This is a genomic window from Micromonospora sp. NPDC049089 (assembly GCF_040648775.1).
Classification (GTDB): Bacteria; Actinomycetota; Actinomycetes; order Mycobacteriales; family Micromonosporaceae; genus Micromonospora.
This window is the reverse complement of sequence record NZ_JBEZEH010000219.1, coordinates 1-11,828: the sequence shown is the minus strand read 5'-3', so window position 1 is coordinate 11,828 and position 11,828 is coordinate 1. Positions and strand designations below refer to the sequence as shown.

The window sequence follows — 11,828 nt, the reverse complement described above, 5'->3', positions numbered from 1 at the left end:
GGGCCCTTCTTCCGTCGCGCTGTGCGGCGCGTCGCCTGTCGATGCTTATATCCACCGACCGTCGAGCCACATCCGGGACAGCCAGTCCGAGTACGGAATCACCCGACCGACAAAAATCGGATAGAAGTACGCGAAGCAGAGCGCAACCAGCAGCACGTACGCTCCCGCCGCGATGCTGCCCACCAGCCGGCGCTCATAAGCCGGGTCACCGGGCACCAGCGGCGTCACCGCACCCACGTCACCCCCGGCGGGCGCGATCAGCGCGCCCAGCACGTACACCACGGCCAGCACCAGGAACGGCACCGCCGGCGCGGCGTAGAACGAGAACATCGTCCGGCCGTCGAGAGCGAACCAGAACCACGGCAGCAGCCCGGCGGCCACGGTGAGCAGGATCGCGCCGGCCCGCCAGTCCCGACGGGCCAACCCCAGCCAGGCCAGCGCCACCAGGGCCGGCAGGAACGACCACCAGAGCAGCGGGGTGCCGAGCAGCAGAATCTCCGAAGCGCAGCTCGCCGCACCGCAGACGCCGTCACCGGCGTAGTGGAACGCCACCGGCCGGCCCAACAGCAGCCACTGCCACGGCCACGACTGGTACTTGTGCGCGTCGTCAAGCTGGGCGTGGAAGCCGTACGCCGCGCGGTGGTATTCGAAGAGGTTGATCAGCGGGCCGATGAACGGGCGGTCGCTGAGGGGTGCGCTCGGGTAGGCCGACGCGAGCCGGTAGTAACCGTCGTCGGTGAGCAGCCAGCCCGACCAGGTGGCGAGGTAGGTGCCCACCATCAGCACGCCGGCGAGCACCAGCCAGGGCAGCTCGTCGACGAGCGTGTCCCGCCAGGGCCGGCGGACCCCCGCCGAGCGGCGGACGCCGACCTCCCAGAAGAGCACCAGCAGCGCGAAGGCCGGCACGAAGTACAGGGCGCTCCACTTCACCGCGCAGGCGCAGCCGATCAGCACACCGGCCGCCAGCCGCCACCACGGCCAGGTGCGCCAACCGGTCGGCGGGCGCCCGGCCCGGCCCGGCTGGCTCGGATCGAGCCCGTCGTCCAGGGCCCGTGCCCAGCGTCGACGGCGGGCGTCCCGATCGAGCACCAGTGCGCCGAACGCCGCCAGCACGAAGAACAGCAGGAAGATGTCGAGCAGGGCCGCCCGGGACAGCACCAGGTGGAAGCCGTCCAGGGCGAGCAGCAGACCGGCCGCGCAGCCGAGCACCGTCGAGCGGAACATCCGCCGACCGATGCGGACCAGCAGCAGCACCGACAGCGTGCCGATCACCGCCGCCGAGAATCGCCAGCCGAACTCCGGTGCGGTGGTCATCAGGTGACCGGGAACGGAGACCTTCGAATCCGCGTCCTGGTAGCCGAAGGCCCACTCGCCGACGCCGATCAACCACTTGCCCAGTGGGGGGTGCACCACGTACGACGGGACGTTGTCCTTGTAGTTCCACTCCACGCCACGGGAGATCAGGCCGTAGGCATCCTTGGCGTAGTACGTCTCGTCGAAGATCTTGCCCTTCGGGCTGGACAGCCCGACGAAGCGCACGATCGCCGCGATGGCCACCACCACTGCTGTGGCCAGCCAGGAGAACCTGTCCGCCTGGGTGTCGACGGTGGCGAACCGTCGCCGGACCACGGCGACCACCCCGCCGCCCTCGGCGCTCGGTGCCGTCGGCTCCTGGGCGGCGCTGGGCTCGCCGGTCACCTGGATCATCTTGTCCGGATCTGCGCTCGGGGTCTGCGCTGTCGACGCACTCGTCACCCGGCGATCGTAGGCTGCCAAGGTGTCCGGTGGCGTCCGTCGTCCCTGATACCGGTATTCCCTGCAATGAAGGAGACGAATTCGTGGGTGAAATGTCCGAAGTTGGGCGCCTGGTTCTGCTCGGTGCCCCGCTCGGCAACCCCGCCGACGCCTCGGCCCGACTCCGGGAGGTGTTGATCAGCGCCGACGTGGTCGCCGCCGAGGACACCCGACGGCTCACCCGGCTGGCCCGCGATCTCGATCTCACCGTCGGCGGTCGAATCGTCTCCTACTTCGAGGGCAACGAGGAGCGGCGCACCCCCGAACTGGTCGAGGTCATCCTCAGCGGGTACGTGGTGGCGCTGGTCACCGACGGCGGGATGCCCAGCGTCTCCGACCCCGGCTACCGGCTGGTCCGTGCCACGTTGGATGTCGGTGCGCCGGTCACCGTCGCCCCCGGGCCCAGCGCGGTCACCACAGCGCTGGCCGTCTCCGGGCTGCCCTGCGACAGGTTCTGCTTCGAGGGTTTCCTGCCGCGCACCCCCGGTGGCCGTCGGTCCCGGTTGCGCGCCCTCGCCGCCGAGGAGCGCACCCTGGTCTTCTTCGAGGCCCCGCACCGGATCGGGGCGACGCTCACCGACCTGGCCGACACGTTCGGGGCGGACCGGCCGGCCGCGCTCTGCCGCGAACTCACCAAAACCTACGAGGAGGTGCTCCGCCGCCCCCTCGGCGAGCTGGCCCGGTGGGCCACCGAGGGGGACCCGCGTGGAGAGATCACCCTGGTGGTGGCCGGAGCCCCGGTGACCGCTGCCGAACGCCCCGACGACGACACCCTCCGCGCCGCCGTCGCCGAGCGGGAGGCCGCCGGTCGGTCCCGCCGGGACGCCATCACCGACGTCGCCACCGAGTACGCGCTGCGCCGCCGGGACGTCTACACGATCGTGCACAGCTGATCGAGGTGGTCCGGCTCGCCGGACGACCGGGTCACCACGCGGCGATCAGGAAGCCGACGGTGATCAGTGTGGGGCCGGCGACGGCGGCGGCCACGGCCCAGCGGCGGTGCCGGCGACCGGGCAGCCGGGCCGACCCGGTCAACCGGACGATGCCCGCGGCGCAGGCCAGCATCACCAGCAGGCCGGGCAGCCACCGCAGGTGCCGGCCCACGCCGACGTCCGCGTACGCGGTACCGCTGTCCGGGCCGGTCATCCGTGCCGGCAGCACGGTGCCGGCCGTGCTCCCCTCGGCGGGCACGCCACTGACCCGGACACCATGGGTGATGAACCGCCCGTCCTCTGCCGTGAAGATCCCCCGGCAGCGCAGGGTGAGACCGTCGCCGGAGCAGCCGTCGATCACCACGGTGCCAGTCCGGGCGTGCCCGACCGCGAGCCAGAACGGGCCGGCGCTGACCCAGGCGAAAAAGGCCGCGACCAGGCTCAGCACCACCAGCGCGGCGAGCCCGGGCAGCGGGTCCGGCGGCAGTGGCGTGCGGTGAGGTGCCCGGCGCCGCGCCAGCCGGAAGCTGCGGAACCGCGCCGGTGCCGCGTCCTTGCGAATCGGGGTGCCGTCCCAGTGCACCTGCTCGATCGGCGCCCAGAAAGCGCCACCGTCGTCCTCCGGCGGGTCGCCGTCGGGACCATGGCCGCGCTGCCGGCGGCCCTGCTGCCGGACCGGCACCCGACGCGGCACCGCGTCCACCGGCGCGCCGGTGGTGGGCTCCACCTCGACCGGCTCCGCGCCGGCCGGCGCCGAGTCGGCCGGCGGGCCCGACGAGCCGGGCCGGGCCGGGCTGGGTACGGGTGCCCCCGGGGTCGGACGAGTCGGTGTGGGTGACGGCGCCGCCGGCGCGGGGCGGGCCGCTGCGGCGGACCTGCCCGCCGGGGTGGGCCGCAGCGCACCCGGGTCGGCGGTGGACACGAGCCGGGGCTGCGGCGCGACCCCGGCGACCCGGGACGCGGCGGGCCCGGGCCCCGGGTCGTCGCCGACCGCCGACCCGGTGGGAGGGTCCTCGTGGTCCCGCGCCGCTCCTCTGCCCGTCACGACGTTCATTGCACACCGCACCAGGAGGTGAAACGGGCAGGTGAGCCGCGTGTCGACGACAAATCGGACCAACGGGCGAGGTGGTCGGCCCGGTCCGCCGGTCGGGCACCCCCTATTGGTTCGCGAACGCCCCGGACGGGTCACTAGGCTCACTGCTCATGAGTCACGTTCTCGCGGCAGTGGCCTGGCCGTACGCCAACGGCCCCCGCCACATCGGCCACGTCTCCGGTTTCGGCGTTCCCTCCGACGTCTTCGCCCGGTACATGCGGATGGCCGGCCACGACGTGCTCATGGTCTCCGGCACCGACGAGCACGGCACCCCGATCCAGGTGCAGGCCGACGCCGACGGGGTGACCCCGCGCGAGCTGGCCGACCGGTACAACAGGGTGATCGTCGAGGACCTGCACGGCCTCGGTCTCTCGTACGACCTGTTCACCCGCACCACCACCCGCAACCACTACGCGGTGGTGCAGGAGTTGTTCGAGGGGATGTACCGCAACGGTTACATCGTGCCGAAGACCACCATGGGCGCGATCTCCCCGTCCACCGGGCGCACCCTGCCCGACCGTTACATCGAGGGCACCTGCCCGATCTGCGGGTACGACAGCGCCCGCGGTGACCAGTGCGACAACTGCGGCAACCAACTCGACCCGATCGACCTGATCAACCCGAAGTCGCGGATCAACGGAGAGACTCCGAAGTTCGTCGAGACCGAGCACTTCTTCCTGGACCTGCCGGCCCTGGCCGAGGTGCTGCGGCAGTGGTTGGACACCCGCGAGGGGTGGCGGCCCAACGTGCTGCGGTTCTCCCGCAACCTGCTCGACGACCTCCAGCCCCGGGCGATCACCCGTGACCTGGAGTGGGGCGTACCGATCCCGCTCGACGGCTGGCGCGACCGGTCGGACAAGCGGATCTACGTGTGGTTCGACGCGGTGATCGGCTACCTGTCCGCCTCGATCGAATGGGCCCGTCGCTCCGGCGACCCGGACGCGTGGCGGAAGTACTGGTCCGCCGACGGCGCGGGCAAGGACGCCCAGTCCTACTACTTCATGGGCAAGGACAACATCGTCTTCCACTCGGTGATCTGGCCGGCGCTGCTCTCCGGCTACTCCGGTGAGGGCTCCCGCGACGGTGAGCCGGGCGAGCTGGGTCGGCTCAACCTGCCCACCGAGGTGGTTTCGAGCGAGTACCTGACCATGGAGGGGCGCAAGTTCTCCTCGTCCCGCAAGGTGGTCATCTACGTTCGCGACTTCCTGGAGCGCTACGACGCCGACGCGCTGCGCTACTTCATCGCCGCCGCCGGCCCGGAGAGCAACGACACCGACTTCACCTGGGCCGAGTTCCTGCGCCGCAACAACGACGAGTTGGTCGCCGGTTGGGGCAACCTGGTCAACCGGTGCGTCTCGATGGCCGCGAAGAACTTCGGGACGATCCCGCCGGTCGACCCGGCCGGGCTCACCGAGGCCGACGAGGCGTTGCTCGCCGTCGCCCGGACCGGGTTCACCACCGTCGGCGACCTGATCGGCCGGCACCGGCAGAAGCAGGCGATCGGTGAGGCCATGAAGGTGGTCGCCGAGGCCAACAGGTACCTCTCCGAGCAGGCGCCCTGGAAGCTCAAGGACGAGGCGGACAAGCCCCGGATGGGCACCATCCTGCACGTCGCCCTTCAGGTGATCAGCGATGCCAACACGCTGCTCACCCCGTTCCTGCCGCACTCCGCCCAGCAGGTGCACGAGCTGCTCGGAGGCACCGGGGTGCACGCGCCGATGCCGGTGATCGAGCAGGTCGACGACCTGGACGGCGGCCCAGCGTACCCGGTGCTGACCGGGGACTACACCGTCGGCGCGCGCTGGGAGTCGGTGTCGATCGAGGCGGGCCGCCCGCTGGCCGCGCCGAAGCCGGTGTTCCGCAAGCTCGACCCGTCGATCGTCGACGAGGAACTGGCCCGGCTCGCCGACTGAGCCCCCTGCCACCGTACGGACCGCGGCCCCGGGTAGACCCCCGGGGCCGCGATCCGTACGGGTAGGCCGCGTTACGGCTGTACGAGGATGTTGTAGGACGAACTGTCCGTCCACGTGCCGTTGGCCAGTCGGCCCCGCACGGTCATCGTGTAGCTGGTCCAGTAAGGCGGAGTCCAGCTGACCGTGGCCGTGCCGTCGACGGCCGGGACGACCCGAGCGTCGTCCTCACCGACCTGGTACTCGAACTCGACAATGCCGGTGGTGCCCCCGCTGAAGGTGAACCTGCCGGCCTGACCGGCGCCGCCGCTCCACTGCCCGGCCGGGTACTCCGCCGAGGTGACCAGCGGTGCGGTGCCGACCCTGAAGCGGTATTCGGTCGCCGGGGACAGCTCCCCGCTGCGCAGCAGCTGACGGACCGACAGGGTGTTCACGCCGTTCCGGTCCGGGGTGAGGAGGAAGCCCGTGCCGGTGCCGTCCGGGTCCGCGGCCACCGTCTGCTCGGGGCCGTCGTTGAGTCGGTACCGGTACTCGGCGACGTCCGGGTACAGATCGGTCCAGAACGTCATCGAACCCGGCACACCGATGCCACCGGTTACGCTCCAGTCGCTGTACCAGCCGGCCACGCCCACCCGGTCGCTCTTCACCACGAACTCGTACGTCCGGGTCTGCGACCTGGTGCCGTCCGCGCCGTGGCTGGTGACCTCGATCGTCTGGTAGCCGGATTCGCTCGGGGTGTACGTCACGCTGGCCATGCCGTCAGCGCCAGCGTCGACGGTTCGCTCCTGGCCCCAGTTCAGCTGGTAGGTGTACCGCTGCACACCGGGCAGGCCCGGCTGGAAGGTGAACGTGGCCTCCTTGCCCACCCGCCCGTCCGAGCTGCCCGACTCATAGGCGGCCGAACGGACGACCGGCCCGGTCCAGACCGCGAACGGCCACACCGCCGGAGGAGACAGCTGGCCAGAGGTGTACCGGGACCGGACCGTCACCTCGCGATCACCGGCTCGATCCGGGGTCCAGGTCAGACGGGCCGTACCGTACTCCGCCGATACCGTTCGCTCGGCCTCGCCGTCGAACTGGTAGACGAACTCCGCCACGTCGGGCATCGACGTGCTGAAATGGAACGACATCGGGAGTCCGAGGCCGTCCCGACGCGGCGACCCGTCGACATCCGAGGAGTAGACGGTGGGCTTGTTGTCGACGACCGAGAACTCGTACCCCGTGTCCTGCGAGAGCGTTCCGTCGGCGCGCTCCGAGCGAACGTGGAGCTGGTAGTAGTTGGGCGCCTGCGGGGTCCACGCCAACGACGCCGTCCCGTCCGCCGCCGCGGCAATTCGCGTCTCCTCGTCGTATCCGAAGGCGTAGCGGTATGCCACCACGTCGGTGGTGCGGGGTCGGAAGCTGAACGTCCCCTCCACGCCGACGACGCCGTTGTGATCCCAGGCGAAGTCCGTCGACTCGACCTTCGGTGCGTCGTTGACGGACACCGACTGGCGCCCTGATCCGGAGAGCTTGTCACCTATGTAGGCCGAGACCACGAGCTGGTACAGGCGGGGTTCGGTGAAGGTGACAGTGGCCGTCGCCGCAGCCTCCGTCGCCGGCACCCGCACCTCCTCGCCGCTGTCGATCCGGTAGCCGAAGGAGGTCACCTCGGCGACGGGGGAGCGCATGGTGAGCGTGCTGGGCAGATGGGTGCCGGCCACATCGACCTGCACGCTGGGCTCGGTGTGCCGGACCCAGAACTCGTACTCGCGGGGCGGGGAGGCATTGCCCACGGCGTCCAGCGACCGCACCCTCATGGTCATCGGTCCGCTGCGCTCCGGCGTCCAGTTGAAGGTTGCCGCAGCGCCCGGTGCCGGTGCGTCGACCACGACGGTCGTCCCCTGGTTGGGGTCGTCGTAGCGGTAGCGGGTCACGTCGGTGTCGCCACCCGCGTCGAAGCGGAACGTGCCCGGCACGCCGACGCCTCCCGAACCCGGAGCACCGTTGGCCGGGTATTCGGCGGAGCTCACCTGCGGAGCCTCGGCAGGAGCCTGCCCGTCCACCCGCACGTAGCAGAGGGGAGCCCACCCGGAGTCGCCGTCGCCGTCCGTCGCCCGCGCCGTCCACGCCAGGACGGTGCCGTGCGGATAGCTCGACATCTCCCACTCGGTCCGGTGCTCCTGGCCGCTGCCGTAGCTGCTGCCACCCCGCTCGCGGCGCTGGTCCGGGTGGTCCACCGGCCAGGCCGCGAAGTAGACGTCGGCCCAGTCGTTGGGGTCTGGATCACTGGCCTTCGCCGAGAACGTGATCCAGCCGCCCCCGACGGTGACCGGGTGGGTGGCGTCACCGCAGCCCTTGTTCGGGTAGAGGGAGAGGTTGCCGATCGTCGGCAGCCCGTTGTGCTGCACACTGAGCGTGGGCCGGTAGTACAGCCAGCGGCCCTGACGTTCGTCCCGCTCGGCCTCCGCGTTCAGCCGAAGCTCCAGGTGTAGCCGCGTCTCCCCCCGCGCGAGGGCGGCCTGCACGGTGCTGGTGAGGTCCTGGACGAGCGAACCGGGACACTCGGCTCCGGCGGCGCCGGCGCTCATCGTGCCGAGCTTCTCCTGCTCGACCGGAGGCTTCTTCCAAGAGTTGATGTTGGCGAACCCGGCGGTACGCCACAGCTCGACCGCTGCCGCCTTGCCGCAGTCGGTGACCTTCTTCTCCCGCACGATCAGGTCCGCGTCGGACAACTGCCTACCGGCCAGCTCGGCCAGGCTGATGGAGAAGTAGAAGCGGGAGGTGTGGGCGTTCTCCTCGGCGTCCAGCCAGCGCCCGATGGGGGCGTCGGTCTGGGCGTTGACGGTGGCGCGAGTGGGCGTGGCGGAGTCGGTGTAGGCCCAGCTCGACGCCGGGATCTGGGTGTTGGTGTAGGCGAGCGCTGGGCTGGGCGCGACGAGCGCGCCGGCAGCGACGGCCACCACCACGGTGGCGGCTGACAGTCTTCGACGAAACACTATGGGAAACCTCCGGAGAGACGCCGGCGCGCAACACGCCGGAAGCTCCGACCCTAATGATCATCTAAGTGTCGTGGTGTCCCGTTTCCACACCGAACGGCTCGCTCTCCCAACCCGGCAGGAGGAGCCGTCACATCGCGTACCGGGTGTCCATCACCTGGTCGTCGGTCACCTCGGCGCCCGGCGCCCAGGCCTCGTAGACGCCGCGTTCCTGGCACTGCGCACCGGTCGTGACCACGGTGTCCGGGTTCGGGTAGCGCAGGCGTACCCGCAGCCAGCCGGCCTCCTCCCGCAGCACCAGGCACGGCACCCCCCGCCACTGGGCGAACCGGAGCCGGCGGGCCACCGCGTCGACCGGGTAACGGGCCGCCCGGGTCATCGCCAGCACCCGGAACCCACCGGGCAGGTCGGCGACCGCCTCGTACTCGCTGTCGCCGTACATGCCGACCAGCTGGGTGGAGCGGGGGACGTCGGCGTTCGGCACGTACTCCTGGTCCGGGGAGAGTCCCGGCACCGCGGCCAGCAGGTGCCGCCACTGCGGGCCCACCATCCGCAACCACCCGCGCTGCTCGGCCTGGTACGTGTACAGCACCACCTCCATCCCCTCCGCCGGGTACGCGATGAGGGCGGCGTTCGCCGGCATCGGCAGGTCGGCGAAGTCCCGGGTGATGAACTCCGGGATGAGCTGACCGTTGCTGGGCACGAAGCCGGTGCCGAGCACCGGGGCGCCGAGCCGGTCCCGGGCGGCGAGCGCGGTCAGGCCGCGGTGTGCCGGGCCCACCGGCACCTCGTAGTCGCCCGGGTCGGACGCGCGCCAGCGCAGCGCGTACGTCACGTCCGTGTCGTCCCGGCCAGCGTCACCGTCCGTACGCAGCACCGTCGTCGTCGCCGGCGTACGCAGGTGCGCCACATCGTGCTCGCGGTAGCAGAAGCCGTGCGGCAGCCAACCCCGTACGTAGCCGGCGAGCTGCTGGGCCGAGAGCACCTTCATCATCCGGGTGCCCCGCCGGACCACCGCCGACGCGCGCGCGGCCACCAGCATCGGGTCGCCCGCTGCGGCCGGCTGCTGGCTGAGCTGGTGCAGGTACGCCCAACCCCGCTCGCGGTGAGCGGGCATCAGCAGCGGCGTCTCTGGCTCGTCGGCCGGCTCCGTCAGCCCGTGCACAGCCGTCACCTCGGTGACGTGCACGAACCGGTGCCACGGCAGGGCGCTACCCGGGCGGGGTGCCCACTCGAAGCCGGCCACCTCGTCGGCGCTGAACAACTCGTACGCGGCGCCCCGGGCGATTTCCTCCGCCGGGTACACGCCGCCACCGAACGCCACGTTCAGTCCGGTCCGTTCGCCGGCGCTGCCACCGGCCTGGGGAGTGACGCTCATGCCGTCGCCTCGCTGCTCGGTGGGATGAGGTCCGCACGCTGTCGCGTCCGCTCGTGAGCGACCGTAGAGTCGCGCGGCGTAGTCGGGGTGAACGTCGGGTGGCGGGCAGATGGACAGGCCCGGTGTGTGATGCTGTCGCTGATGAGCGAGCCCACTGAATCCCGCCGCGAGCGTGCCGCCCGGCGGGCCGGAGAGTTTCCGCCCGCCCCGGAGTCGTTGCCCCGGGCGGTGCTGGACAGCCACACCCACCTGGACATCACGGTCAGCGAGGCCGGTGTGCCCGGCGGCGGGCCGGCCGACGACCCGGTCGCCGTGGCCATCGCGTTGGCCACCAAGGTCGGCGTGGACCGGCTGGTCCAGGTGGGCGTGGACGTCGCCTCGTCCCGGTGGGGCGCGGACATCGCCGACGAGTACCCCGCGGTGCTGGCCACCGTGGCGCTGCACCCCAACGAGGCACCCCGGCTCGGCGACCTCGACGAGGCGTTGCGGGAGATCGAGTCACTCGCCGCCCGCGACCGGGTCCGGGGGATCGGCGAGACCGGAATGGACTTCTTCCGGACCGGCGACGAGGGGCGTGCCGCGCAGGAGCACAGTTTCCGGGCGCACATCGCCATCGCCAAGCGGTACGACAAGACGCTTGTCATCCATGACCGTGACGCGCACGCCGACGTGCTGCGCATCCTCGACGACGAGGGTGCTCCCGACCGGGTGGTGCTGCACTGCTTCTCCGGCGACGCCGACTTCGCCAGCGAGTGCGTCCGCCGCGGCTACCTGCTGAGCTTCGCCGGCACCGTCACCTTCGGCAGCGCGACGGCGCTACGCGAGGCCGCCGCGCTCACCCCGGTGGATCAGATGCTGGTGGAGACCGACGCCCCGTACCTCACCCCGATGCCGTACCGCGGCCGGCCGAACGCGTCGTACCTGATTCCGCTCACCGTCCGCGCGCTCGCCGCGACCACCGGCAGCGATCTGGACGAGCTGTGCGCGGCCATTTCCGCCACCGGCGAGCGGGCCTTCGGCCCGTGGTGAGCCTGCTCGGCCCGGCGGAGATCCGGGAACTCGCCGCCCGGTTGGGCGTCGCGCCCACCAAGAAGCTGGGCCAGAACTTCGTGCACGACCCGAACACTGTGCGCCGGATCGTGACCGCCGCCGGCCTCACCCCCGACGACGTGGCCCTGGAGGTGGGGCCCGGGCTCGGCTCGCTGACCCTGGGGCTGCTGCCGGTCGCCGGGCACGTGCACGCCGTGGAGATCGACCCGGTGCTCGCCGGGGCGCTGCCGGAGACCGTCGCGCGGCACGCCGAGGGCGATGCCGCCCGGCTCACCGTGCACCGCGCGGACGCGCTGCGCATCGCAGCCGCCGAGCTGGGCGACCCGGCGCCGACGGCGCTTGTGGCGAATCTGCCCTACAACGTCGCCGTGCCCGTCGTGCTGCACCTGCTCGCCGTGCTGCCCACCCTGCGCCACGGCCTGGTGATGGTGCAGAAGGAGGTCGCCGACCGGCTCGTCGCCGGTCCCGGCTCCAAGGTGTACGGCATCCCGTCGGTGAAGCTCGCCTGGTACGCCCAGGCCCGGAGCGCCGGCAAGGTGCCGCCGAACGTGTTCTGGCCGGTGCCCAACGTCGACTCCGGCCTGGTCGCCTTCACCTGCCATGAGCCGCCCCGCATCGACGTACCGAGGGAGCGGGTCTTCGCCGTGGTGGACGCGGCGTTCGCGCAGCGGCGCAAGACGCTGCGCGCCGCGT

General features: G+C 71.6%; 8 protein-coding genes. 4 read left to right on the top strand and 4 right to left on the bottom strand.

Annotation, left to right across the window (positions count from 1 at the left end; genetic code table 11):
* Positions 1-45: 45 nt before the first annotated feature.
* Positions 46-1,707 carry a phospholipid carrier-dependent glycosyltransferase gene (locus tag AB0B48_RS28255; RefSeq protein ID WP_357206782.1) on the bottom strand — a complete coding sequence of 554 codons (1,662 nt, stop codon included), beginning with the start codon at positions 1,705-1,707 and terminating at the stop codon, positions 46-48.
* A gap of 131 nt (positions 1,708-1,838) precedes the next feature.
* Between AB0B48_RS28255 and rsmI the strand changes: the two genes are divergently transcribed.
* Positions 1,839-2,687, top strand: a complete 849-nt coding sequence (gene rsmI, locus AB0B48_RS28250) for a 16S rRNA (cytidine(1402)-2'-O)-methyltransferase (RefSeq protein WP_357206780.1) — start codon at positions 1,839-1,841, stop codon at positions 2,685-2,687.
* Positions 2,688-2,718: 31 nt separating this feature from the next.
* Here the strand turns inward: rsmI and AB0B48_RS28245 are convergent, their stop codons facing one another.
* Positions 2,719-3,771 carry a hypothetical protein gene (locus tag AB0B48_RS28245; RefSeq protein WP_357206778.1) on the bottom strand — a complete coding sequence of 351 codons (1,053 nt, stop codon included), beginning with the start codon at positions 3,769-3,771 and terminating at the stop codon, positions 2,719-2,721.
* 158 nt (positions 3,772-3,929) lie between these two features.
* Here AB0B48_RS28245 and metG point away from each other — a divergent pair, with 158 nt between their 5' ends.
* Entirely contained in the window at positions 3,930-5,732 is a 1,803-nt protein-coding gene (metG, locus tag AB0B48_RS28240; protein ID WP_357206776.1) for a methionine--tRNA ligase, read from the top strand.
* A gap of 71 nt (positions 5,733-5,803) precedes the next feature.
* Here the strand turns inward: metG and AB0B48_RS28235 are convergent, their stop codons facing one another.
* The gene (locus AB0B48_RS28235; RefSeq protein WP_357206774.1) at positions 5,804-8,707 is read right to left on the bottom strand and encodes a hypothetical protein; all 2,904 of its coding nucleotides are present in this window, start codon (positions 8,705-8,707) and stop codon (positions 5,804-5,806) included.
* A 130-nt stretch (positions 8,708-8,837) separates the two neighbouring features.
* The gene (locus AB0B48_RS28230) at positions 8,838-10,085 is read right to left on the bottom strand and encodes a hypothetical protein (RefSeq protein ID WP_357206772.1); all 1,248 of its coding nucleotides are present in this window, start codon (positions 10,083-10,085) and stop codon (positions 8,838-8,840) included.
* A 129-nt stretch (positions 10,086-10,214) separates the two neighbouring features.
* On the opposite strand from AB0B48_RS28230, the gene AB0B48_RS28225 reads away from it, so the two are divergent.
* Both AB0B48_RS28225 and rsmA read left to right on the top strand, forming a co-directional pair.
* On the top strand, positions 10,215-11,114 hold the full coding sequence (locus tag AB0B48_RS28225; RefSeq protein ID WP_357206770.1) for a TatD family hydrolase: 900 nt from the start codon (positions 10,215-10,217) through the stop codon (positions 11,112-11,114).
* A partial coding sequence (gene rsmA / locus AB0B48_RS28220) for a 16S rRNA (adenine(1518)-N(6)/adenine(1519)-N(6))-dimethyltransferase RsmA (RefSeq protein WP_357206768.1) occupies positions 11,108-11,828 on the top strand: 721 nt, incomplete at its 3' end. The genes AB0B48_RS28225 and rsmA, both read left to right, overlap by 7 nt.